The organism is Marinobacter profundi, from assembly GCF_002744715.1.
Lineage (GTDB): Bacteria > Pseudomonadota > Gammaproteobacteria > Pseudomonadales > Oleiphilaceae > Marinobacter > Marinobacter profundi.
On the sequence record NZ_KZ319367.1, the window covers coordinates 312,777 to 335,979 of the forward strand.

At 59.3% G+C, this 23,203-nt stretch carries 22 protein-coding genes and 3 tRNA genes; 13 read left to right on the top strand and 12 right to left on the bottom strand.

The window, feature by feature from the left end; all coding sequences use genetic code 11:
- Positions 1 to 167: 167 nt before the first annotated feature.
- Both lptF and lptG read left to right on the top strand, forming a co-directional pair.
- Positions 168 to 1,277 (top strand): LPS export ABC transporter permease LptF, encoded by a 1,110-nt coding sequence (gene lptF, locus CLH61_RS01350; RefSeq protein ID WP_099612907.1) that lies wholly within the window; start codon positions 168 to 170, stop codon positions 1,275 to 1,277.
- Positions 1,264 to 2,325, top strand: coding sequence for an LPS export ABC transporter permease LptG (gene lptG / locus CLH61_RS01355; RefSeq protein WP_099612908.1), 1,062 nt, complete (start codon positions 1,264 to 1,266; stop codon positions 2,323 to 2,325). Before lptF ends, lptG begins: the two co-directional genes overlap by 14 nt.
- A gap of 21 nt (positions 2,326 to 2,346) precedes the next feature.
- Here the strand turns inward: lptG and CLH61_RS01360 are convergent, their stop codons facing one another.
- Positions 2,347 to 2,889 (bottom strand): RDD family protein, encoded by a 543-nt coding sequence (locus CLH61_RS01360; RefSeq protein ID WP_099612909.1) that lies wholly within the window; start codon positions 2,887 to 2,889, stop codon positions 2,347 to 2,349.
- Between the two features lie 141 nt (positions 2,890 to 3,030).
- Here CLH61_RS01360 and alaS point away from each other — a divergent pair, with 141 nt between their 5' ends.
- The 6 genes from alaS (at position 3,031) to CLH61_RS01390 (ending at position 7,892) form a co-directional block, all read left to right on the top strand.
- Complete coding sequence (alaS, locus tag CLH61_RS01365) at positions 3,031 to 5,661, top strand: alanine--tRNA ligase (protein ID WP_099612910.1); 2,631 nt, start codon at positions 3,031 to 3,033, stop codon at positions 5,659 to 5,661.
- A gap of 106 nt (positions 5,662 to 5,767) precedes the next feature.
- Complete coding sequence (locus CLH61_RS01370; RefSeq protein WP_099612911.1) at positions 5,768 to 7,003, top strand: aspartate kinase; 1,236 nt, start codon at positions 5,768 to 5,770, stop codon at positions 7,001 to 7,003.
- Between the two features lie 179 nt (positions 7,004 to 7,182).
- The gene (gene csrA, locus CLH61_RS01375) at positions 7,183 to 7,380 is read left to right on the top strand and encodes a carbon storage regulator CsrA (RefSeq protein ID WP_099612912.1); all 198 of its coding nucleotides are present in this window, start codon (positions 7,183 to 7,185) and stop codon (positions 7,378 to 7,380) included.
- Between the two features lie 129 nt (positions 7,381 to 7,509).
- Positions 7,510 to 7,599: transfer RNA gene (locus CLH61_RS01380), tRNA-Ser, on the top strand.
- Positions 7,600 to 7,677: 78 nt separating this feature from the next.
- Positions 7,678 to 7,754 (top strand) — tRNA-Arg (locus CLH61_RS01385).
- Positions 7,755 to 7,815: 61 nt separating this feature from the next.
- Positions 7,816 to 7,892 (top strand) — tRNA-Arg (locus CLH61_RS01390).
- Between the two features lie 101 nt (positions 7,893 to 7,993).
- Here CLH61_RS01390 and CLH61_RS01395 read toward each other — a convergent pair.
- The 9 genes from CLH61_RS01395 to atpD are packed head-to-tail and all read right to left on the bottom strand — an operon-like array spanning position 7,994 to position 14,647.
- A complete protein-coding gene (locus CLH61_RS01395) occupies positions 7,994 to 8,896 on the bottom strand; it encodes a F0F1 ATP synthase subunit gamma (RefSeq protein ID WP_099612913.1) in 903 nt (300 codons plus the stop codon).
- Position 8,897: 1 nt separating this feature from the next.
- Entirely contained in the window at positions 8,898 to 10,427 is a 1,530-nt protein-coding gene (locus tag CLH61_RS01400; RefSeq protein ID WP_099612914.1) for an alternate F1F0 ATPase, F1 subunit alpha, read from the bottom strand.
- A gap of 4 nt (positions 10,428 to 10,431) precedes the next feature.
- Positions 10,432 to 11,199 carry a F0F1 ATP synthase subunit B gene (gene atpF / locus CLH61_RS01405; protein ID WP_099612915.1) on the bottom strand — a complete coding sequence of 256 codons (768 nt, stop codon included), beginning with the start codon at positions 11,197 to 11,199 and terminating at the stop codon, positions 10,432 to 10,434.
- Positions 11,200 to 11,202: 3 nt separating this feature from the next.
- Positions 11,203 to 11,481 (bottom strand): F0F1 ATP synthase subunit C, encoded by a 279-nt coding sequence (locus CLH61_RS01410; protein WP_092002893.1) that lies wholly within the window; start codon positions 11,479 to 11,481, stop codon positions 11,203 to 11,205.
- Positions 11,482 to 11,492: 11 nt separating this feature from the next.
- Complete coding sequence (locus CLH61_RS01415) at positions 11,493 to 12,206, bottom strand: F0F1 ATP synthase subunit A (RefSeq protein ID WP_099612916.1); 714 nt, start codon at positions 12,204 to 12,206, stop codon at positions 11,493 to 11,495.
- A complete protein-coding gene (locus CLH61_RS01420; protein WP_170003553.1) occupies positions 12,203 to 12,520 on the bottom strand; it encodes an ATP synthase subunit I in 318 nt (105 codons plus the stop codon). Before CLH61_RS01420 ends, CLH61_RS01415 begins: the two co-directional genes overlap by 4 nt.
- A complete protein-coding gene (locus CLH61_RS01425; protein ID WP_099612918.1) occupies positions 12,513 to 12,827 on the bottom strand; it encodes an AtpZ/AtpI family protein in 315 nt (104 codons plus the stop codon). Before CLH61_RS01425 ends, CLH61_RS01420 begins: the two co-directional genes overlap by 8 nt.
- Positions 12,820 to 13,248, bottom strand: a complete 429-nt coding sequence (locus CLH61_RS01430) for a F0F1 ATP synthase subunit epsilon (protein ID WP_228152493.1) — start codon at positions 13,246 to 13,248, stop codon at positions 12,820 to 12,822. The genes CLH61_RS01425 and CLH61_RS01430 overlap by 8 nt, the downstream gene beginning before the upstream one ends.
- The gene (gene atpD / locus CLH61_RS01435; protein ID WP_099612920.1) at positions 13,238 to 14,647 is read right to left on the bottom strand and encodes a F0F1 ATP synthase subunit beta; all 1,410 of its coding nucleotides are present in this window, start codon (positions 14,645 to 14,647) and stop codon (positions 13,238 to 13,240) included. The genes CLH61_RS01430 and atpD overlap by 11 nt, the downstream gene beginning before the upstream one ends.
- Positions 14,648 to 14,987: 340 nt before the next feature.
- Here atpD and CLH61_RS01440 point away from each other — a divergent pair, with 340 nt between their 5' ends.
- The gene (locus CLH61_RS01440) at positions 14,988 to 16,718 is read left to right on the top strand and encodes a choice-of-anchor F family protein (protein ID WP_143752054.1); all 1,731 of its coding nucleotides are present in this window, start codon (positions 14,988 to 14,990) and stop codon (positions 16,716 to 16,718) included.
- Positions 16,719 to 16,807: 89 nt separating this feature from the next.
- Here the strand turns inward: CLH61_RS01440 and CLH61_RS01445 are convergent, their stop codons facing one another.
- Together CLH61_RS01445 and CLH61_RS01450 are read right to left on the bottom strand one after the other, a co-directional pair.
- Entirely contained in the window at positions 16,808 to 17,341 is a 534-nt protein-coding gene (locus CLH61_RS01445; protein WP_211289043.1) for a hypothetical protein, read from the bottom strand.
- 128 nt (positions 17,342 to 17,469) lie between these two features.
- Entirely contained in the window at positions 17,470 to 18,006 is a 537-nt protein-coding gene (locus CLH61_RS01450) for a DUF2058 domain-containing protein (RefSeq protein ID WP_099612922.1), read from the bottom strand.
- Between the two features lie 108 nt (positions 18,007 to 18,114).
- Between CLH61_RS01450 and dbpA the strand changes: the two genes are divergently transcribed.
- The 4 genes from dbpA (at position 18,115) to CLH61_RS01470 (ending at position 23,129) form a co-directional block, all read left to right on the top strand.
- Positions 18,115 to 19,488 carry an ATP-dependent RNA helicase DbpA gene (gene dbpA / locus CLH61_RS01455; protein ID WP_099612923.1) on the top strand — a complete coding sequence of 458 codons (1,374 nt, stop codon included), beginning with the start codon at positions 18,115 to 18,117 and terminating at the stop codon, positions 19,486 to 19,488.
- A 208-nt stretch (positions 19,489 to 19,696) separates the two neighbouring features.
- On the top strand, positions 19,697 to 19,948 hold the full coding sequence (locus tag CLH61_RS01460; protein ID WP_099612924.1) for an OadG family protein: 252 nt from the start codon (positions 19,697 to 19,699) through the stop codon (positions 19,946 to 19,948).
- Positions 19,949 to 19,990: 42 nt separating this feature from the next.
- Entirely contained in the window at positions 19,991 to 21,781 is a 1,791-nt protein-coding gene (oadA, locus tag CLH61_RS01465; RefSeq protein WP_099612925.1) for a sodium-extruding oxaloacetate decarboxylase subunit alpha, read from the top strand.
- A 13-nt stretch (positions 21,782 to 21,794) separates the two neighbouring features.
- Entirely contained in the window at positions 21,795 to 23,129 is a 1,335-nt protein-coding gene (locus tag CLH61_RS01470; RefSeq protein ID WP_099612926.1) for a sodium ion-translocating decarboxylase subunit beta, read from the top strand.
- Positions 23,130 to 23,203: the final 74 nt, after the last annotated feature.

Genomic DNA, 23,203 nt, shown 5'->3' on the forward strand with positions numbered 1-23,203 from the left:
CATCGCGAGCGCCGCAAATGTCATTAGCATTGGGGCTGGGGCGCAATTAATCAAGCAATGTCCCATCCTCAACCCGCTGGTCTGTCATTCGTGCCCAAGGTTACATAGAATACGGCCAATTCCGAACTTACATCGATAACGGCCCGGTCTGGCCGAGAGAAACCGCTTTGAGCATCGTTTTCCGATATCTTACCCGTCAGGTGCTGATCAGCATGGTTGCCGTGTCCGGCATTCTGTTGATGGTGTTCATGAGCGGTCGTTTTATCAAGTATCTGGCCAGTGCTGCCGAGGGCGAGATTTCCGGCGACGTGTTGTTCCAGATCATGGCGTACCGCTTTCCGGGGTTCCTGGAGCTGATTCTGCCGCTGGGTTTCTTTATCGGCGTGCTGTTGGCGTACGGCAGGATGTACCTCGAAAGCGAGATGACCGTGCTGTTTGCCTGCGGTGTCAGTGACCGCCAGGTGCTGGGACAGACTCTGGTCGGCAGCTTGCTGGTGATGCTGATTGTGGGCGCCATGAGCCTGTTTGTTTCGCCCTGGGGTATGAAACAGGTGGAGGCGATCTTCAACGAGCAGCGCAAGGCAACGGAATTCGAGATGCTGGCGCCGGGCCGGTTTCAGGATCTGTCGTCCGGCGGCCGCGTGACCTATACCGAATCTCTCAGTAAGGACAAGCGGGAGCTGAGAGGCGTCTTCATTGCCGAGTTTTCCCGTGATGAGCCGGGGGTGACCATTATCACCGCCGACACCGGTTCCCAGTTGCTGGACCAGAAAACCGGAAGTCGCTTCCTGATCCTTGAGGGCGGGGCCCGGTTTGAGGGCGTGCCAGGATATCTGGATTACCAGGTGACCGAGTTTGATGCCTATGGCCTGAAGATCCAGGCGGGCAGCGCCCGGGACCGTGAGCTGGAGGAAGCAGCCAGCACCCTCGAGCTGATGAAATCCGATGACCCCGAGGCTCGTGCCTTGCTGCATTGGCGTTTTTCCCTGCCGCTGATTGTGCCGATTGTGACCCTGCTGGCGGTGCGGCTGAGCCGGGTCAATCCCCGCCAGGGCCGGTTCTTCCACCTGTTGCCCGCCATGCTGGTTTACATCACCTACCTCGGCCTGCTGATTGTCGCCCGGGATGCCCTGGCCAGCGGCAAGGTGCCGGAATGGATCGGCATGCTCTGGGTGCACGCGCTGTTCCTTGCCTTCGCGCTGTGGCTGCAGTTTGGTCCGGCCTGGCTCTACCGCCGGCGCCTCACCAGGGAGGGGGAGCGGCATGCGCAAGCTTGATAACTATGTCATGCGGACCGTGGGCGGGGCGATGTTCCTGGTCATGGTGGTGGTGCTTTCGCTGGATCTGATTTTCGGTTTTATCGCGGAACTGGACGACGCCCGTAACGATTACCAGACCCTGCAAGCGCTCGCCTATGTGTTCATGACCCTGCCGCGGCGGATCTACGATTACCTGCCGCTGGGTGCGTTCATGGGGTGCCTGGTGGGGCTGGGGGCCATGGCCAGCTCTTCCGAACTGACGGTGATCCGGGCTGCCGGGGTTTCGATCCGGCGGATTGTCTGGTCCGCCATGAAGCCGGCGCTGGTGGTGGTGGTGCTGGGCGTGCTGATTGGTGAATATGTGGCGCCGCCGTTCGAGCGACTGGCCCAGAGCCAGAAGGCGGTTGCCCAGGGCGCCGGCCAGAACATCGCATCCGCCTCCGGCGTCTGGCACCGGGAAGGCGATACTTTCATGCACCTGAATGCCATCCAGCCCAACGGGGTAATGCATGGTGTATCCCTGTTCCGCTTTGATGAGAATCGCTGGATGGCGTCGGCAACCTTTGCCAGCCGGGCAATCCACCAGGGCGATCACTGGCTGTTGCAGGATGTGTTAGTGACCCGTCTGAGTGAAGAACAGACCATCCGCGAGCGCCACAACAGCCTGCGCTGGGACACCGGGTTGTCGCCCGAGGTGCTCAGTGTCTTGATCGTCAAGCCGGAAAACCTGTCCATCGAGGGGCTTTACACCTACGCCGGTTACCTGGATGAGCAGGGGCTCAGTTCGGCCACCTACTGGCTGGCGTTCTGGAAGAAGGTGCTCATGCCGGTAGGTACCGCGGTCATGGTGCTGGTGGCCATTTCGTTCATTTTCGGGCCGCTACGCTCGGTCACCATGGGCTTCCGGGTGTTTACCGGACTGATCGTAGGCCTGCTGTTCAAGTACATGCAGGACCTGCTCGGGCCCATGAGCCTGGTGTTCGGGTTCAATCCGGTACTGGCGATTGTGTTGCCGATAGCGATCAACGCGGTGGTCGGGGCGCTGCTGATGCGGCGGGCCGGTTAGCGGCCCGCTCAAGGCTGCGTGTCAGCCCTTGGCCCTGGCTTGCTTCGGAACCTGAACCACGATACTGCCGGACATCCGGTCGGTGAGCGACAGGCCGTTGATGGGAAGGAACAGTGCCGCGATGGCGGGCAAGGTGAGAAGCAGGGTAATGCTGCCCAGGTAGTACCCCCCCAGCATGGCCAGGAAAACCACGGCCGCCGCCGTCAGGTAGCGCCGCAGCGCCTGGCTCCAGCTGACCGAGGTGCCATCCAGGTTCTCGATGCGGATGCGCCAGACCTGCATCCCCAGGGTCTGGCCGATCCTGGTCCAGAAGTAGGCAAAGAACAGGTAGAGCACCAGGAACAGCACGAACGTCAGCCCCGGATCCCCCGACAGTTGGCCTGCTTCCGCCAGCTGCTCATAGCGCTCCCAGCCGGTAATCCAGCCGGCAATCATCGTATACACCCAGGTTGCCACCAGCATGACGGCAATGCTGATGAGGCCGTCGTAGATGATGGCGAGTGCCCGTTTGACAAAGGTGGCAGGCGGGAAAAGTTCCTCGGCGTCGTGGAAGCGTCGGGGCATGGAGTCTCCTGTGATGTTTCACGTTTTTCCTGTTCTCGGCGTGTGCTAGAGTAGCGGATTTGCACACGCATGTAAGTATTCGTATTCAATCGCGGACCCGACGGAGTCTCCCGAGGGTTTCTGGAAAGGTATCAAAGGGCTATGAAAACCGCAGAGTTGCGACAGGCGTTTCTCGAGTATTTTAAACAGCAGGGCCATACCATTGTTCCGAGCAGTTCCCTGGTCCCGGCAGACGATCCAACCTTGCTGTTTACCAACGCGGGAATGAACCAGTTCAAGGACGTGTTCCTGGGCCGGGAAGAGCGCGACTACACCCGGGCTACCAGTTCCCAGAAATGCGTCCGCGCCGGTGGCAAGCATAACGACCTGGAAAACGTCGGCTACACCGCCCGTCACCATACCTTTTTCGAGATGCTCGGCAACTTCAGCTTCGGTGACTATTTCAAGCGTGACGCCATCAACTACGCCTGGACCTTCCTGACCGGCGAGCAGTGGCTGAACCTGCCCCAGGAAAAACTCTGGGTCACCGTGTACGCGGAAGATGACGAAGCCTACGACATCTGGAACCAGGAAATCGGCGTTCCGGCCGAGCGTATCGTCCGCATCGGTGACAACAAGGGTGGCCGGTACGCTTCCGACAACTTCTGGCAGATGGGCGATACCGGCCCCTGCGGACCCTGTACCGAAATCTTCTATGACCACGGCGCGGATGTGGCCGGAGGCCCTCCCGGCAGCCCGGATGAGGACGGCGACCGCTACATCGAGATCTGGAACGTCGTATTCATGCAGTACAACCGTACGGCCGACGGCGAGATGCTGAAGTTGCCCAAGCCGTCCGTGGATACCGGCATGGGGCTGGAGCGGATTGCCGCGGTCTTGCAGGGCGTCCACAGCAACTATGAAATCGACCTGTTCCAGGATCTGCTCGCTGAGGCGTCCGCCATTCTGGGTGGCGTTGCCACCACCGAAGCGTCCCTGCGGGTTGTGGCCGATCATATCCGCTCCTGTGCCTTCCTGATTGCGGATGGTGTCATGCCTTCCAATGAGGGGCGCGGGTTCGTGCTGCGCCGCATCATCCGTCGTGCGGCCCGTCACGGTAACAAACTGGGTGCCACCCAGCCGTTCTTCTACAAGCTGACCGGTGCCCTGGTGAAGCTGATGGGCGAAGCCTTTCCGCAGCTGGCCAGCAGCCAGAAGCAGATCGAGAAGGTGCTGTTGCAGGAAGAAGAGCAGTTTGCCAAGACCCTCGACAAGGGCCTGCGCCTGCTGGAACAGGACATTGCGGAGCTCAAGGGCAGTGAGATTCCGGGCGAGACGGTATTCACGCTGTACGACACCTATGGCTTTCCGGTGGATCTCACCAACGACATTGCCCGTGAGCGTGGCCTGACCCTCGACTACGACGGCTATGAAAAGGCCATGGAAGCCCAGCGGGAGCGGGCTCGTGCGGCCAGCAAGTTCGGTATCGACTACAACGCTGGCGGCCTCAATCTCGAGGGCAAGACCGAGTTTACCGGTTACGAGCATATTGATGGCCACGAAACCATCCGCACCGTGCTGGTGGATGGCGAGGAACGCAATGCCCAGGCCGGTGACGAGGCGATTGTGGTGCTGGCACGTACCCCGTTCTATGCCGAGTCTGGCGGTCAGGTGGGGGATACCGGGCTGCTGACCTGGAGCGGTGGCCGCTTTCAGGTGACCGATACCCGCAAGGAAGGTGATAACCACCTGCATATCGGCACCGTGCTTGAAGGCGAGCTGTTTGCCGGCCTGGAAGTGGACGCCCGGATCGATCACGCCCGCCGCGAGCGGACCCGGAAGAACCACTCGGCGACTCACCTGATGCACGCAGCCCTGCGCAAGGTACTCGGTGAGCACGTCAGCCAGAAGGGCTCCCTGGTGGATCCGGACAAGCTGCGATTCGACTTCTCCCATTTCGAGGCGGTTACGCCGGAGCAACTGCGGGAAATCGAGCGCCAGGTCAACGAGCAGATCCTTGCCAATACGGCAGTGGAAACCGAAATCACCGATATGGAACAGGCTCAGGCCAAGGGCGCCATGGCATTGTTCGGAGAGAAGTACGGTGATGTGGTTAGGGTGCTCAGCATGGGTACCGACCGCTACTCCGTGGAACTTTGTGGTGGTACTCACGTGGGCCGCACCGGCGATATCGGCCTGTTCCGCATTACCTCCGAAAGCGGTATTTCTTCCGGTGTGCGCCGGATCGAGGCGGTCACCGGCATGGGCGCCCTGGAATGGGTTGAACAGACCGAATCCACCCTGCGTGAAGCCGCCCGCCTGGTGAAAGGTTCCCGGGAGTCCCTGGTCGAGAAGGTTCAGCAGCTGGTTGACCGCAATCGTCAGCTGGAAAAGGACGTGGATGCCCTCAAGTCAAAACTGGCCAGCTCTGCCGGCAGCGACCTGGCAGGTTCGGCGGTTGAGGTTGGCGGCTTGAAAGTGGTTGCCGCGGAACTGGAGGGTGCCGATCGCAAGGCACTGATGGATACCACCGATCAGCTCAAGAACAAACTGGGTGAAGGCGTGGTGGTGCTGGCCAGCGTCGAAGATGGCAAGGTCACCCTGGTTGCTGGTGTGACCAAATCCGCCACCGGTAAGATCAAGGCGGGTGACCTGATGAAGCATCTTTCCGAACAGGTTGGTGGCAAGGGCGGTGGTCGTCCCGATATGGCCCAGGGTGGCGGCAGCGATCCTTCGAAGCTGGCAGAGGCCCTGGCCGGCGTTGCGGGCTGGGTCGAGAAAAATATCGCTTGAGCAACTGTTTTGCCGGCCGGCGGATGTTTATAATCCGTCGGTTTCGATTTTGAGTGGCGGGGCGTGCTGCCCCGCCTTTTATCCCTGATCAGGTATTGGGAAGACAATGGCACTGTTGGTTCAGAAGTTTGGCGGTACATCCGTCGGTACCACCGACCGGATTGAAGCGGTTGCCGAAAAGGTCTGCCGCTTCCGCAAGGAAGGTCATGATGTAGTAGTGGTTGTCTCTGCAATGAGTGGCGAGACCAATCGGCTGATTGGCCTGGCCAATGCCATTATGGAAGAGCCGACGCCCCGTGAGATGGATGTGCTGGTGTCCACGGGCGAGCAGGTCACTATCGCGCTGCTTTCCATGGCATTGCAAAAACGTGGTTGTGACGCGCGTTCCTACACCGGCGCCCAGGTCCGAATCCTGACCGACAGTAGCCATACCAAGGCCCGCATCCGCCAGATTGACGAGCAGCGCATGCGTGAAGATCTCAGCGCAGGCCGCGTTGTTGTGGTCGCCGGCTTCCAGGGCATTGATGAGAACGGCAACATCACAACCCTGGGTCGGGGTGGATCCGACACCACCGCTGTGGCACTGGCCGCCGCGCTGAAAGCCGATGAGTGTCAGATTTACACCGACGTGGATGGTGTGTACACCACCGACCCGCGGGTTGTTGACAGTGCCCGTCGCCTGGACCGCATCACCTTTGAAGAAATGATCGAGATGGCAAGCCTTGGATCCAAGGTGCTGCAGATCCGGTCAGTCGAGTTTGCAGGTAAATACAATGTTCCCCTGAGGGTCCTCTCAAGCTTTGCAGAAGGCGAGGGCACCCTGATCACTCTTGAGGATGACAACGCCATGGAACAACCGGTTGTTTCCGGTATCGCTTTTAACCGCGACGAAGCCAAGCTGACGATTTCCGGTGTGCCGGATACCCCGGGCAGTGCCCTGCGTATCCTGAAGCCGGTCAGTGAGGCTAATATTGAAGTCGACATGATCGTCCAGAACGTGGGTGCGGATAACCGCACGGACTTCACCTTTACCGTGCACCGCAATGACTTCAAGCGTGCCCGCGAGGTGCTGGAGCGTGTGAAGGACGAGCTTCATGCCCGCGAAGTCAGCGGTGACAGCAAGATTGCCAAGGTCAGCATCGTCGGTGTCGGTATGCGTTCCCACGCCGGTGTGGCAACCCAGATGTTCGAGGCGCTGTCCAACGAGGGCATCAATATCCAGATGATCTCTACTTCGGAAATCAAGATTTCCGTGGTGATTGATGAAAAGTATCTTGAGCTTGCGGTTCGCGCACTTCATAGTGCTTTTGAACTGCACCAGAAGCCCGAGAACGAGGCCTGATTTCGCGAAACTCTTCCAGCGTAACCGGGTCTCCTCATAAGGGCGGCATTCATTGGTCTGGAGGGGCGACAATTACGTATAAGTGATTGTGCGCCTTTTGAACAATGCGTGTCCCCACTATAAACTGAAGTATGTTTTTTCGTCGGAACAGCTAGCTCTGTATAAGGGAGTAAAAGGACATGTTGATTTTAACTCGCCGTGTTGGCGAAACCCTGATGGTGGGTGATGAAGTGACTGTCACCGTACTGGGGGTTAAGGGGAACCAGGTACGGATTGGAGTGAACGCACCGAAAGAGGTTGCTGTTCACCGGGAAGAGATTTATCAGCGCATTCAGAGTGAAAAAGACTCTGACGAGCCGGAAGAAGGCAACCGCTGAGTGGTCAAGAAAAAACCGTTCGAGGGAAACCCGGACGGTTTTTTTTATTTGTGTTGAATCAGATGAAAAAAATCCTCTGTCAACCCTATGAAAACTGAAAAATCATGGTAGTATACGCCCCGTTCTCAAGGAGAGGTGGGTGAGTGGCTGAAACCAGTTCCCTGCTAAGGAACCGTACGAGCAATCGTACCGAGGGTTCGAATCCCTCCCTCTCCGCCATTTTCCATTTGCGGAAGGCAGAGAACCGTTGAGGTAGCACTCAACTTCTGAAGAAGTCCGAAATGAGAGTTTTGATGCGCGGCTGTAGCTCAGCTGGATAGAGTACCTGGCTACGAACCAGGCGGTCGGAGGTTCGAATCCTCCCAGCCGCGCCATTTATTCAAAATACTCTTGATTTCAGTAAAAAGTTGGTTAGCCAACAATGCAAAGTTTCAAGCGGCTGTAGCTCAGCTGGATAGAGTACCTGGCTACGAACCAGGCGGTCGGAGGTTCGAATCCTCCCAGCCGCGCCATATCAAATAAAGAACCCCGCCTCGCGCGGGGTTTTTTATTTGCAGATCTCGGAGTCTGAAAGGATTTGAACCGAAAGAGGTTCGACCGAAGCACCGCCACGCTAACGCGACCGCCCGGCATCGGTTTCAATAGCCTCGAATCCGGCGACAAGGTCCAGCAGTTCCGAGGTAATGACGGTTTGCCTGGCACGCCGGTAATCCATCGTTACGTCACCAAGTCGTTCCTCCAGGTTGCGCTCAGCCGCCTGCATGGCGGCCAGGCGTCCGCCATGTTCGCTGGCCTGGGATTCTGCACAGGCCCGGAAGATAACCACGAAAAGGTACTGGTCCAGCAGGCGGCTGAACAGCGCCTGCCGGTCCATGGTGTAGGTGGGCAGGCTCCGTGACGGCCAGGGCTCTTCTTCCAGCCGGTGAAAGCGTCTCAGGTTCACCGGTAACAGTTCGATACCTGTGGGGCGATAACTCTGCATGCTGGAGTGGCGGTTATAGAACAGGTACACATAGTGCACTCCGCCTTGTTCCCGCCATTCGTCAATCTTCAGAAGGATCTGGCCGACCATCCTGGTAATCTGGCTTGCCGAGCCTGGTACCGAAAAGTCTGCCTCAACAGGTTGCCCGGCATGCTCGAGACTGGCGGCGGCGCGGGCCCCCACCGCCAGGATCCTGCGGCTGTCCCGGTCGGCCGGAATGCTGTCCATGCGCTGTAGTGAATACTCCACGATGTCCTCGTTGAAGCGCCCGCACAGTCCGTGGTCCGAGCCGAAAACGACCGCGCCCAGGCGGTGGTTTGCCTTCGGTGATCCTCCTGCAAAGCTCGCGGGATCAAAGTCCTTCAGAACCACGTGCAGCCCCATTTCCACCGTGCGGTAGTAGCCCGCCAGTGCCCTGACCGCCTGTTCATACTGGTGGATGTTGGCTGCGGAAAGCGCTTTCATGGTCTTGACGATGCCACGAAGGTCGCCAAGGCTGTCCAGCTGATTCTGCAGATGCTCGAGAGATTCCATATCAGGCCTGGTCCGTCTCAGTGGGGGTGAATGCTGCCAGTGCCGCTTCGATGGCTTCAGTGACCCACAGCCACTGTTCGTCCTCCAGTTTTTTGCCGCTGTCCATCTGCGCACAGATCTCCGGCAAAGCCTCCAGCAAATGCTGTTGAATGACCTGTTCCGCTTCCGCCACCTTGTCGGCTGGCAGGTTATCCAGCATCCCGGCGTTTACCGCAAAGAGAATGACCGCTTGTTCGCAGGCCCGCAGAGGGCGGTGTTCGCTCTGTTTCAGGACTTCCCGGACGCGCCGGCCACGCTCGATGGTTGCGCGGGTGTCCTTGTCCAGGCGAGTGGAAAAGCGGGCAAAGTTTTCCAGTTCCTCGAATTGGGAGTAGGCCAGGCGCAGGTCGCTGGCCACGCTGCGCAAGGACGGGTGCTGGGTTTTTCCGCCAACCCGTGACACGGATTTGCCCACATCGATGGCGGGCAAAAGGCCTTTCTGGAACAGTGTTGGTGACAGGTAAACCTGGCCGTCGGTAATGGAAATAAGGTTGGTGGGAATGTAGGCGGAAATATCCTGGGCCTGGGTTTCAATAACGGGCAAGGCAGTCAGCGATCCGCCGCCGAACTCGCTACGCAGGTGTGTGCTGCGCTCCAGCAGCCGGGAATGGATGTAGAAGATATCGCCCGGATAGGCTTCACGGCCCGGTGGCCTGCGCAGCAGCAGTGACAGCTCGCGGTAGGCCCGGGCGTGGCGGGTCAGATCGTCGTAGATGATCAGGGCATCCTGGCCCTGTTCCATGAAATATTCCGCCATGGTGGTGGCGGCGTAGGGTGTGATGAAGCGAAGGCCGGGAGAATTGTCGTCCGAGGCCACCACCACGACGGTGTACTCCATGGCCTTGTTCTGGCGGAGCGTTTCCACCACTTTGGCAACTGAGGTGGCGCGCTGGCCGACCGCACAGTAGATGCACACCACATCCTTGTCACGCTGGTTGATGATGGTGTCGATGGCAATGGAGGTCTTGCCGGTCTGCCGGTCACCGAGGATCAGTTCACGCTGCCCCCGGCCAATGGGAATGAGGGCGTCGATGGATTTGATGCCGGTCTCCAGCGGCGTGGTCACCGACGCCCGCTCGATGATTTCCGGTGCCGGCCGTTCAATGGGGCGGCGTTCATGGAACTCCAGTGGCTTGCCGCCATCCAGTACCCGACCGGTGGCATCAATCACCCGTCCCAGCAGCCCGTCGCCCACGGGGGTATCGGTTTCCCGGCCGGTTGCGGTCACCCGTATGCCGGCACTGAGCTTTTCGCTGTCGCCCAGCAGCATGATGCCCACTTCCTCCGGCTCCAGGTTGATGGCCACCCCGAGAACCCCATCGGGAAACTGCACCAGCTCTTCGGAGGTAACACTGGCTAGACCCCGCACCCGGGCAATGCCGCCATCCACCTGCAGTACCGTCCCCGTTTCCTGGCTGTGCAGGGTGAACCGGTTGTCCCGGGCCACGGTCCGGATGGTGGCCATGGTGTCGTCCAGCATCTGCATCAGCATGGCGTCAGACTCCCGGCTCGGTGGTTTCGAGAGGCTCAAACGCCTTCTCGATGCTGGCGGTAAGTTCTTCCAGGTAGTCGGACAGGTTCCAGCTGATCCGTTGGCTTTCGCAGGTCAGCTCGATGCCGCAGATCAGCTCCGGTGCCCGCGTGTAGTTCACCGCCAGGTCAGCGCCGACCAGTTCGTGAATCGCGCGGGTGAGGGTGCTGCGCTGGCCCGGATCAAGCTCGAAGGAAGTGGCAATGGTGGCCGGTTCTGAAGAACGTCCCAGGGCTTCGCGGGTTTCCTCATCCAGCTCATGCAGTTTGCGGATGAAGGTATGGGCAATGCGTTCCTCAAGGCGTTCGTCGGCCAGGTCCTGCAGGGCCTTCCGGATAACGGTTTCGACTACCTCCAGGGACTGGTGCCGCAACCCGTCGATAAATGCCGTCTTTTCCTCGCTGACTTCCCGCATCCAGTGGCTACGAACACGGGCGGTTTCCTCCCGGGCCTGATCGATCATCTGGCTGCGGGTCTGCCGCGCTTCCTGGCGGGTCTCTTCCAGCAACTCCTCCCGTTGCTTCTCGAAACTGGCCAGTTTCTGCTGGTAGCTTTGTTTCGCGTTGAGCGCCTCCTGCTCACGGCCGTCCGCCTCATCCATGCGGTTGCGGATTTTCTGATCACGCCGGTCCATGGCCCGGATCACCGGCTGATAGAGGAAATGCTTGAGCAGCCAGACCAGGATCAGGAAATTGACGACCTGGGCCGAGACCGTGATCCAGTTGATCTCCATGGATCAGCCTCCGGCGGCGGCCGTTACGTGATCCCAGAACGGATTGGCGAAGATCAGGATCATCGCCACCACAAAGCAGTAGATCGCGGTTGATTCGATCATGGCCAGACCCACGAACAGCGTGCGGGTGATCGTGGCGGATTCATCCGGCTGCTGGGCAATGGCGCTCAGGGCCTGGGCCACGGCGCGGGCTTCCCCGAACGCCGGTCCGATGGAGCCGATGGCGATGGTGAGGCCGGCGGTGATAACCGACACCATGCCGATCAGGGAAATACTGTCCATAGGCAACTCCTTTAGGGTTCCGAGGGTCTGTTGTGCTGATGTTCATCGGGCTCGCCATGCTCATGGACCGTGGTGGCCGAAGCGATGTAGACCATGGCGAGAATGGCAAAGATGTAGGCCTGGATCATGCCGGTGAGCAGCCCCAGTAACTGCATGACCACGGGAAAGAAATAGGGCGTCAGACTCAGCAGGATGGCGACAATCACCGTACCGCTCATGATGTTGCCGTAAAGGCGCACAGCCAGGGCCACGGTGCGGGAAATCTCGCCAATCACGTTGAACGGCAGCATCAGCGGGGTCGGCTTGATGTAATGCTGCAGGTAGGCTCCGGCGCCCTTGCTGGCAACGCCGAATACCGGCACCGCCACAAACACGCAGATGGCCAGCGCCGTGGTGGTCGACAGGGAGCCCGTGGGGGCCATGTAACCGGGAATCACATTGAGCAGGTTAGCCATGGCGATGAACAAAAATAGGGTGCCGACGAAGGGCAGGTAGGGCCCCGGTTGCTGGTGGCTGACCTGGGCGATCTGGTCCCGGATGCCGACCACCAGCACCTCCAGCAGGTTCTGCCAGCGCGACAGTTCGGGGTCTTCGGCCAGTCCCCGGGTAACCAGCCAGGAGCCCAGGGTGAGCAGCGCCATGACCAGCCAGGTAAACACGATGGTCGCGTTCAGGGCGAAATCGCCCCCTTGCCAGTAGACAATACTATCCGGCGTGATGGTCATGCCTGCGGATCCTCCCCGGCCAGGGTGGCCTGAAGCCGGTGCTTCATGAGCAGCCGGGGCAGGGTGAAGCCGATTGCCGCCACCAGCAGATACTCCCAACCGGCCACCCGGGCAATCAACAGGAATCCTGCGAGGGTGATACCAAACCTGACCAACAGGCTGGCGAGCATCAGCACGGCGGGATGGTCAGCGGTCGGCAAGCGGCGGACGGTCAGCCACAGTCCCCAGAGAAAGACGCTACCCAGCAGGCAACCGAATGCAAAACTGGCCCCATAGCCCAGCATGGCTCCGGCAAGGGTTTCTCCTTCAGTCATCCTCACTCTCCTGTTTGATCCAGTACCAGGCATTCAGGCAACCCAGTGCCACGCCGATAATCAGCAGGGTCAGTGTCCAGGAAACCTCCCCGGGCCAGCGCCGGTCGGCCCAGACTCCGATGGCGATGCCGGTCAGGGTCGGAACCGCCACCGACCAGCCCACCAGCCCGAACATGCCCAGCCCGAACCAGGCAGATCGGCGACCTTCTGTCCGGGCTTTCTGTTTACGCCTTGCCCGGCGTCCAACGGCGCTCCCCAGGCCTTCGGAGGTGTTGTCTGGCAGTGGCCGGTGGGGTTTGTCAGCCATGGAACTGCTCCCTGAGCTCGAGAAACCGCCGCAGGGCGCCGGCTTCAAGGCGGGCGAGGGCGCTGCGGGCCTTGCGTTCGTGTTCGTCCAGCTCCAGGAAGCGTTCCTCGATCAGTGCCTGCAACTCAGTGATGTCCGTTCCGGTGACGCCCTGGGGCGTGGAGATGGATACATCGCGCCCGCACTTCACCAGGATGCCCCGGTCCACGGCGGCAAAATGTTCCTCCCCCTCCACGGTATAGAAGGAAAGGACGCCCGGTACCAGTGCCGCCACGAAATCGATGTGCCTGGGTAACAGGCAGAACTCGCCGTTTTCCGCCTCGGCAATGATTTTTGAAACGGGCTGCTCCAGCAGAACTTCCGTTGGCAGCAACAGGCGGAAGTGCATGAAATCCGGGGGCGATGGTTGATCAGGACTCATGGCTGGCCTCCGGGATGTCCACTTCATCGATGTCACCAATCATGTACAGCGCCTTTTCGCTGACCTGTTCGAACTCGCCGGCCAGTATCCGCTCGCAGCCGGCGATGGTTTTTTCCAGGGGCACCAGCCGACCGCCCTTGCCGGTGAACTGCCCGGTGGTGAAGAAGGGCTGGGTCAGGAAACGCTCCAGCCTTCGGGCCTTGCTGACCGTGGCCCGGTCTTCCCGGGACAATTCTTCCATTCCAAGCATGGAGATGATGTCCTTGAGATCCTCGTATTCCGCCAGGGTGCTACGCACGGCCTGGGCCACCCGATAATGGCGATGGCCAACAATGGTGGGAGTCAACATTTTCGAGTCGGTTTTCAGCGGGTCCACGGCGGGGTACAGGCCCTGACTGGCCCGTTTCCGGGACAGCACGATGGAGGCGGTCAGGTGCGAGAAAATATGGGTGGCGGAAGGATCCGTCAGGTCATCCGCGGGTACATAGACCGCCTGCACCGACGTGATGCTGCCGTTGCGTGAGCTGCAGATCCGCTCCTCCAGGGCCGCCAGTTCGGTGGCCAGGGTAGGCTGGTAACCCACCCGGGACGGAATCCGTCCCATCAGGCCGGACACCTCGGTGCCGGACTGGACGAACCGGAACACGTTGTCGATCAACAGCAGCACATCCCGCTTCTGCACATCCCGGAAGTGCTCCGCGATGGTCAATGCCGCATGGCCGACCCGGAACCGGGCGCCCGGTGGCTCATTCATCTGGCCATAGACCAGCACGGCTTTTTCGAGCACCCCGGATTCCATCATGGAGCTGTACATGTCCTCGGCCTCGCGCATGCGCTCGCCAATGCCGCAGAACAGGCTGATGCCCTCGTACTGCTCGGCCATGTTGTTGATCATCTCGTTGATCAGCACCGTCTTGCCGACGCCCGCGCCGCCGAACATGCCGGACTTGCCGCCGCGCTCCATGGGCGCGAGCAGATCGATGGCCTTGATGCCGGTTTCAAAGATCTCGGTACTGGTGGTGCGCTCGGCGAGTGGCAGCATGGGGCGGTGGATGGGCCAGTACTCGGCGGTTTCGATGGCCGGGCCGCCATCCACCGGTTTGCCGAACACATTGATCATGCGGCCCAGCAGCGAGGGGCCGACCGGTACCTTGAGCCCCGCTCCGGTCTGTCGGACCGGCTCACCCCGGGCCAGTCGCCGGGTGGAGTTCATGGCGATGCAGCGCACGGTAGTGGTATTGAGGTGAGTCTGCACCTCCAGCACCACGTGCCAGTCCTTGCCGGTTCGCAATTCGGCGTTGCGGGAGGGCAGGGCGGCGGTGAAACAGACGTCCACCACGTTCCCCCTTACCGCAGTGATGCGCCCCAGGTCAGCTGCGGCTTTGCCCTTGTTACTCATGGCGCGGCTCCTTTCCGACTGGCGCGGGTTGGCGTGAGGGGTGCGACGTATTGTCGCAGGTCGCCCCGGTGCCGGGGCGGAGCCGCAGGGCACGTGGTTATTGCTGTTGGAGTGGCAATCCGCTCATCCGGCACAGGTACCTCAGGCTCCGTAAGGCTTTGCTGTGAGTTACCTGAAAGGTTAGCAGGCAACCGGAATATTGCCGCTGACTATCATCAAACGGAGTTGTCGAACCACTGGCCGCCTTATTCCCAAATCGCATTTGATTATTCGTAGGGTCCTTCCTAACGTTGGGGGTGGAGTGAGAGGCTCGACAACCAGTTTTTACAAGGGAAGTTCCATGAGAGAGACAACTATAAAATTTGCAAGGAAACCCCTTGCGACAGCGATTATGTGTTCAGTTCTGGGTGTGGCTCCGGCCGCGTTCGGGGCGACGATCGACAACGTAAATACCGATAACCTCGCTGTTCCGCCGGTTGAGGGGAAGACGCTGGTTTATACCGATACTGTGGGGACTGCGAGCTTTGGCTGGCTGGATCCGGTTAATGACAGCGGTGTTATTGGTGTTGGCATAGCCGTCTACAACGAGGCTTTCACCGGAAACGTTGATGAGGTTCCTTACCAGTTTGCCGGTTGTATCATGGCGCAGCCTGATCTGGCGGTGAATTGCCAGGCCCCGGGCGATTCGGGCAAGCGTTTCAAGTTGAAGACAGTAGAAACCAATGGAGCGATTGACCTGGTATTCGATGTATCCGCTGATGATGCCTCCAAGCTCTATAGGGTAATCGGCAAGTTTTCGAATCTTACTGACATCACGAACGCCGTGGGCGGCGGTCTGAAAGCTTTCCGCTTTGAAACCGGTTTTGGTGTTGGTAACGAATTTACAGCCTCCTCGGCTGAGGATGGTTTGTCGTTCGGATTCCTGGCAGATGATTCGGGCAAGCTCTCGATCGGACCTGTTGGCAAGTATCCGGGCGGGCTGTTCGGCGGCAGCAAGGTAGAGGGTTTGCCGTTTTTCAGCACGAGTATTGCTGAGTTTACCGAGAGTGCGGGATCAGTTCTGAATCAGGACGTCCTGGAAACCGATGGTGTGGTACCTACCCAATACTCTGACTTGTCTGGAGGGGACTGGCTGGCGCTGGCCAGTGTGCCGACAGGTTGGTTTATTGACCATGATGGTAACCCGGCGAATGATTCCATTCTTCTGGCCTATGATGATCCTTCGACAGATGTGGAGGATTGGAAGACGTACAGAAAGGATTTCGACGAATTGGCTCTGGTCGATGTTGATGGTGATGGAACAGGAGAGACGACTGCGGCGAATTGGGATCCAAATAGTCTTCTATTCAACTCGGTGCCAGATGTCGACGAGTCGGATGTAGCGCCGTTAGTCGCTACCTTGGATGAGGGCGACCCTGATCAATTGGTCCCAGATGCAATCACCCTTGCGCCACTGGATGCGTCAGCGCTTTATGTTGCAGATTATGAAGGCACGGGTGCGGGCTTCAACGTCTTGATAGACGGCTTGGCGATAGAAATTGCGGCATTCGACACCTGGGTTGACAGTCCTCCTAAAGTTTTGAATGCAGACACCACCTTGTACGCCACCTGGATCGCGGATGAAGGCGACGACGGCATGTACCAATTGGTCGATGGTTCATTTGTCACCCTGGATGAGGTGAACGCGTTGATTAACAGTGCGCCAACAGAGTACGTGCGGGTTCCCGGCTACGTACAGGGTCCTGTTGAAGATCTGGCCAACGTCAATATCAACACATCCATCCGTGTCGCTGACGCCTCCTCATGGCCGACCTGTACGAGCGACGGTACCGCGACAAACTGTACCTTCACTCTGCGGGTTACCGGCCTGAACAGCGCGGTCGCTGAGCCGACAATTCCGGCGACTCCGACCGAACCGGAAGCGCCAACCGAACCCGAAAGCCGTCTGATCGGCAACGGTAGCGGTTGCACCGTTGGTGCTCCGGGAGCGCCGATTGATCCGGTACTGCCGGGCATGGTGCTGCTGGCGCTGGCTGGCCTGTGGGCGCGCAAGCGTAGGGCGGATGCCTGAGTCATACGAGGCCTGGTAAAGGTGTAAACGAAAAGAGGGGCTGAATTTCAGCCCCTCTTTTTTTTATCCGGAGGATCCGGTGCGCGGTTTTACTTGTTACCGCCACCGCCCTGACCGGAACCTTTCATCCGGTATTCCTGGCTGCCGCCCTGACCGCCGGCGCCGCCGTTACCCTGTTGTTTCTTGCTGCCGCCCTGGCCTGCGCCCATGCCGGAGTTGTTACCCTGGCCGGATCCCATACCCTGGCGGTTTCCTTGTCCGGAGCCCATGCCCTGGCCGGAACCCATGCCTTGCCCGGAACCCATACCTTGTCCGGAACCCATGCCTTGTCCGGAACCCATACCTTGTCCCGGGCCCATACCTTGCCCGTTACCATTGCCGAGGTTCACCCCCCGTTCCCGGGCGCGTTCCAGCATCCGTTCCCGGTGCAGTTGGCGGTATTGGGCACGTTCTGAGTCGGTATTCAGGTTCTGCATGGCCTGGCGGTGCTCACGGAGTTCCTGCTGGGTCATCAGTTGCTGGCCGAACACCGGTTCGGCCTCCTGTGCCGCCAGTGGAAAGCTGGCCATGGAAGCGAGCATGGCAACACCGGCGGTGTGGGCAAGGGATTTTTTCAGGTTCATGGCGATGTTCCTTTGTGTGGTGTGATCCATTGAGTGTAGATCACACCCCGGAGGTGTGAGCGTCGGGATTGGTACCTATGCGTCCGCCAACAGCCTTCTCTCTAAAACGCAGGTCAACGCTCCCGGATTTACCACATCAGATCATCGGGGATTTCGTAGCCAGCGTAGGGATCATCGTCGCCCTGATCGTCGGTCTTGCGGTCGTGCAGCACAATAACTGCCTGATCGTCCCGTTCCATGATTTTACGGGCGACCTTGTCCGGCACGATTTCGTAGGTGTCATCCACGCAGATGATGGCCAGTCGGCCGCGGGACAGCTGGTCCACCATGGCATCATTCACAAAGATCTTTTTGATCTTCTTGCCGTCGACGAACTGGTAGGAGGTTTCTCCCCGTGAGCGGTCGAGGCGGTTGGACGCTACCAGCTGGCGGATCTGGGCCTTGATGGCTTTCTTTTCCGCTTCCTGCTGACGCTGGAGATTCAGCTGGCGGTCTCTTTCGGCTTTCTCCTCCCGGGCCTGGCGGGCGCGGACTTCGGCTTCGTTGACCTGAACGGTGCCTTTAGGTTGCTGTTTGCGCTGCTTCTTCTTTTCATTCCGTATCGCTTTGGCCTTCTTCTCGTCGGCCAGGCCGGCTTTCAAAAGCTGTTCCTGCAGGGATGCCATGACTGCTCCGTGATTTTTTGACAACTCATAAAGGGGTAATAGGGTAGTATACGCGCACTGCAATCATGGTCGAAGCCGGCCTTCACTCATTCCCGGGAATTTCTCTTTATGTCTTCTTTCAGCCAGCTTGGTCTGTCATCGGCTATGCTCGCCAATCTCCAGCAACTCGGTTATCAGACGCCGACCCCCATCCAGACCCTGGCCGTGCCCCCGGCACTTGCGGGCCGGGATGTGATTGCGTTGGCGCAAACCGGCAGTGGCAAGACGGCAGCGTTCGGCATCGGCCTTGTAGAGCGGCTGCGGCCAAAGACCTTTGCGGTGCAGGGCTTGGTGCTCTGTCCGACCCGGGAGCTGGCGGACCAGGTGGCCAAGTCGTTGCGTGCGCTGGCCCGTGCCAAAGACAACGTCAAGGTGCTGACCCTGTGTGGCGGTGTGCCGATCGGCCCGCAGATTGGCTCGCTCAGCCATGGTGCCCACCTGGTGGTAGGTACCCCCGGTCGGGTGCAGGACCATCTTCGCAAGGGCACGCTGCAGCTGGACCGGCTGCAGGCCCTGGTGCTGGATGAAGCCGACCGCATGCTGGAAATGGGCTTCGAAGAAGCGGTTGAAGACATCATCAGCCAGACCCCGCAAAAGCGGCAGACGCTGATGTTCTCCGCAACCTGGCCGGAAAACATCCGTCAGCTGAGTGCCCGTTACCAGGCCGAACCGGTGGACCTGCGGGTCAGTGACGAGGCAACGGCACCGGATATCCATGAGCTGTTCTACGAGATTGCGCCGGGCCAGCAGGCCGAGGCCCTTATGGCACTGTTATCCGAGCGGCAGCCGCCATCCTGTATCGCTTTTTGCAGCACCAAGCAGCAGTGTGATGAGATGGCCGCTGCCCTCAACGAGCGGGGCTTTGCCGCGCTGGCGCTGCATGGTGACCTTGAGCAGAAAGACCGCGACAGTGTGCTGGTCCGCTTTGCCAACCAGAGCTGCCCGGTGCTGGTGGCCACGGATGTGGCTGCCCGCGGGCTGGATATCAAGTCCCTGCCGCTGGTGGTCAATGTGGACCCGGCAAGGGATCCGGAAGTGCATACCCATCGTGTAGGAAGAACCGGTCGGGCCGGCGAGCAGGGCCTGGCCGTCACCTTTTGCACACCCGCCCAGGCCCACAAGATCAATCGCCTGGAGGCAGGACGTTCCGCTCCGGTGCTCTGGGGGGATACCGCAGCGCTGCTGGCCACGCCGGTCCGGCCGCTGAAGCCGGCAATGCGGACCCTCTGTATTGGCAGCGGACGCAAGGAGAAGGTGCGGCCGGGCGACGTGCTGGGCGCGCTGACCGGTGATGCCGGATTACCCGGTACCGCTGTGGGCAAGATTGATCTGTTCGATTACCAGTGTTTTGTTGCAATCGAGGCGGGCTTCGCCAACGAGGCGTTAAAAAGACTGGAAAACGGGCGGATCAAAGGGCGTAAAATGCGGGTAAGGTTCGCCTGAAACGAGAATCGGTATCGGTTGGCGGAGCCTGTCATTTCGGGTCAGGACGCTCGGAAACCCCTTATTGCGGAGTTTCGTCAGCTTGCTACCGGAAAAGGAAACCGGTAAATTACGCAGGATTTTGCCCCCCGAATAGTGCTTTTCGGGCCACGGTTCCGCAGCGTTTTCGGGGAAAATCACGCAACTTAAATACAGGTAGCTGTTCGCTATGAATGAGCTGATGTCACAGGCCATCGATCTGATGATTGCTGGTATGGGTTTCGTGTTCGCATTCCTGGTTGTACTGGTGTTTGCGACCGGACTCATGTCCAAGATCATTGTTCGGTTTGCGCCGCCCGAGCCGGCGACCCCGGCCAGAACGCCACGTGCCAAGCCCAAGGCGCCTGCGTCCGTAGACGCTGATACTGCTGAGGCTATCAAGAAGGCGATTGCACAATACCGGTCACGCCACAAGAAGTGACTGCGCTGACGAATTAGAACCTTTAAACAGAAGGCTGACACGATGACAGACACCAAGAAACCGCTGGGGATTACGGACGTTATCCTGCGTGACGCCCACCAGTCCCTGCTTGCCACCCGTATGCGGCTTGATGACATGCTGCCCATTGCCGAGAAACTCGACAAAGTCGGTTTCTGGTCTCTGGAGTCCTGGGGTGGAGCTACCTTTGATTCCTGTATCCGTTACCTGGGCGAAGACCCCTGGGAGCGTATCCGCGAGCTGAAAAAAGTCATGCCCAACACCCAACAGCAGATGCTGTTGCGTGGTCAGAACCTGTTGGGCTATCGCCATTACGCGGATGATGTGGTTGATCGTTTCTGTGAGCGTGCCGCCGAAAACGGTGTGGACGTGTTCCGTATCTTCGACGCGATGAACGACCCCCGCAATATGGACCGCGCCATCAAGGCGGTACGTAAAACCGGCAAGCATGCCCAGGGTACCATTGCCTATACCACCAGCCCGGTGCACACCATCGACATGTGGGTTGAGCTGGCGAAAGAAGTTGCCGATATGGGTGCCGATTCCATCGCGATCAAAGACATGGCGGGCATTCTCAAGCCTTACGTAGCGTATGAGCTGGTCAGTCGTCTGAAGAAAGAGCTGGATATCCCGATCCACATGCAGTGCCATGCCACCACCGGCATGTCCACTGCAACGGCTATCAAGGCCGCTGAAGCGGGTATTGATAACGTGGATACCGCCATCTCCTCCATGAGTATGACCTACGGTCACTCGCCCACGGAGGCGGTCGTCGCGATTCTGGAAGGTACCGACCGTGATACCGGCCTGGACCTGAACCTGCTGGAGGAAATTGCCGCTTACTTCCGCGAAGTGCGTAAGAAGTACGCCAAGTTTGAAGGCAGCCTGCGTGGCACCGATTCCCGTATCCTGATTGCCCAGGTGCCGGGTGGCATGCTGACCAACATGGAGAACCAGTTGCGTGAGCAGAACGCCAGTGACAAGTTTGACCAGGTTCTGGAAGAAATTCCCAAGGTTCGCGAAGATCTGGGCTTCATTCCGCTGGTTACTCCGACTTCCCAGATTGTGGGCACCCAGGCAGTACTGAACGTGCTGACCGGTGAGCGTTACAAGTCCATCTCCAAGGAAACGGCTGCCATCCTGAAGGGTGAGTATGGTGCAGCGCCGGCACCCATGAACAAAGAGTTGCAGGAGCGTGTTCTGGATGGCAAGGAAGTGATGACCTGTCGTCCGGCGGATGTGCTTGAACCGGAAATGGACAAGCTGACCGCCGAGCTGAAAGACATCGCCAAAGAGAAGGGTATCAAGCTGGCCGAGCAGGAAGTGGACGATGTTCTGACCTACGCCCTGTTCCCGCAGATTGGCCTGAAGTTCCTGGAAAACCGCGGTAATCCGGATGCGTTCGAGCCGGTCCCGAGCGCGGATGACGTGGCTCCGGCCGCGAAGAAGGCAGCGGGTCCCGAGACTTATACCGTGGAAGTCAACGGCAAGAAGTTTGTGGTTGCCGTCAGCGAAGGTGGCGAGATCAGCCAGATCGAAGCCCAGGGTGGTGCCGCGTCTGCACCGGCTGCGGCGGCGGCTCCCGCCGTGGCTGCCGGTGACGGTGAACCGGTGCTGGCTCCGCTGGGTGGCAACATCTTCAAGGTGCTGGTCTCTCCGGGTGACACCGTTGAGGAAGGTGAGGTGCTGATCATTCTCGAAGCCATGAAGATGGAAACCGAGATTCGCGCACCCAAAGCCGGCACTGTCGGCGAAGTCTTCATCAAGGTCGGTGATGCCGTCGCTGTTGATGATGAAATGCTGACAATCGCATAAGGGCCAGCATTCCATGGATAAGTTGATGACATTGTGGACAGGTAGTGGCCTGTTCAATATAGAGCTCGGCCAGGTGGTGATGATTGCCATTGGCCTTCTGCTGCTGTTCCTTGCGATTCGCAAGGGCTTTGAGCCGCTGCTGCTGGTACCGATCGGTTTCGGTGGCATCCTGGCGAACATTCCGGAGGCAGGGCTTGCCCTGACTGCGGCGGAAAATGCCATTCACTTCGCGCTCAAGAGCGAGGCGACCCAGATTCTGGCTGCGCTGGCCGCGCCGCTGGATGTGGCGTATCAGGCCGGCCAGGCGGTAACGCCTGAGTTGAAAGAAGCTTTCAAGGCGGCTGTCAAGGAAGCCAGTTACTCCGAGATGGCGATGGCAAACTCCATCGCCCAGGATTTTGGCTATGGCAATGGCATGCTGTATAACTTCTACTCAGTTGTTATCGGCAGCACCATCGGCCCGCTGCTCATTTTCATGGGCGTGGGCGCGATGACGGACTTCGGTCCGTTGCTGGCCAACCCGAAGACTCTGCTGCTGGGTGCAGCGGCCCAGTTCGGTATCTTCGGTACGGTTCTGGGTGCGGCTTTGCTGGACTGGACCGGTGTGCTGGACTTTACCATCCTGGAAGCAGCGGCCATCGGGATTATCGGTGGTGCTGATGGCCCGACCTCCATCTATGTGGCGAGCGTTCTGGCGCCGCACTTGCTGGGTGCTATTGCAGTATCGGCCTACGCTTACATGGCGATGGTGCCAATGATCCAGCCGCCGATCATGAAGGCATTGACGACCGAGCAAGAGCGTAAGATCAAGATGACCCAGCTCCGTCCGGTCAGCAAAAAGGAAAAGATCATTTTCCCGCTGGTCGTACTGATTGCCGTGGTGCTGTTCCTGCCGGATGCGGCGCCGCTGCTGGGTATGTTCTGCTTCGGTAACCTGATGCGTGAATGCGGTGTGGTCGAGCGCCTGAGTGATACTGCCCAGAATGCGCTGATCAACATTGTGACCATTTTCCTGGGGCTGTCGGTTGGTTCCAAGCTGATGGCGGACAAGTTCCTGGATGGTCAGACCCTGGGTATTCTGGCACTGGGTATTGTTGCCTTTGGTGTTGGTACGGCGTCAGGTGTTCTGATGGCGAAGCTGATGAACAAGTTCACCAAGGATCCGATCAATCCGCTGATTGGTTCTGCCGGTGTATCTGCGGTGCCGATGGCGGCGCGGGTCTCCAACAAGGTGGGTCTTGAGGCTAACCCGCAGAACTTCCTGCTGATGCACGCGATGGGCCCGAACGTGGCTGGTGTTATCGGCTCTGCGGTGGCTGCGGGTGTGATGATCAAGCTGTTGAGCTGATTTTTCTCCGCTGCTTTGAGAAGACCTCGCCTTTGGGCGGGGTTTTCTTGTTTCAGGGGTTCGGGTTCCGGGTG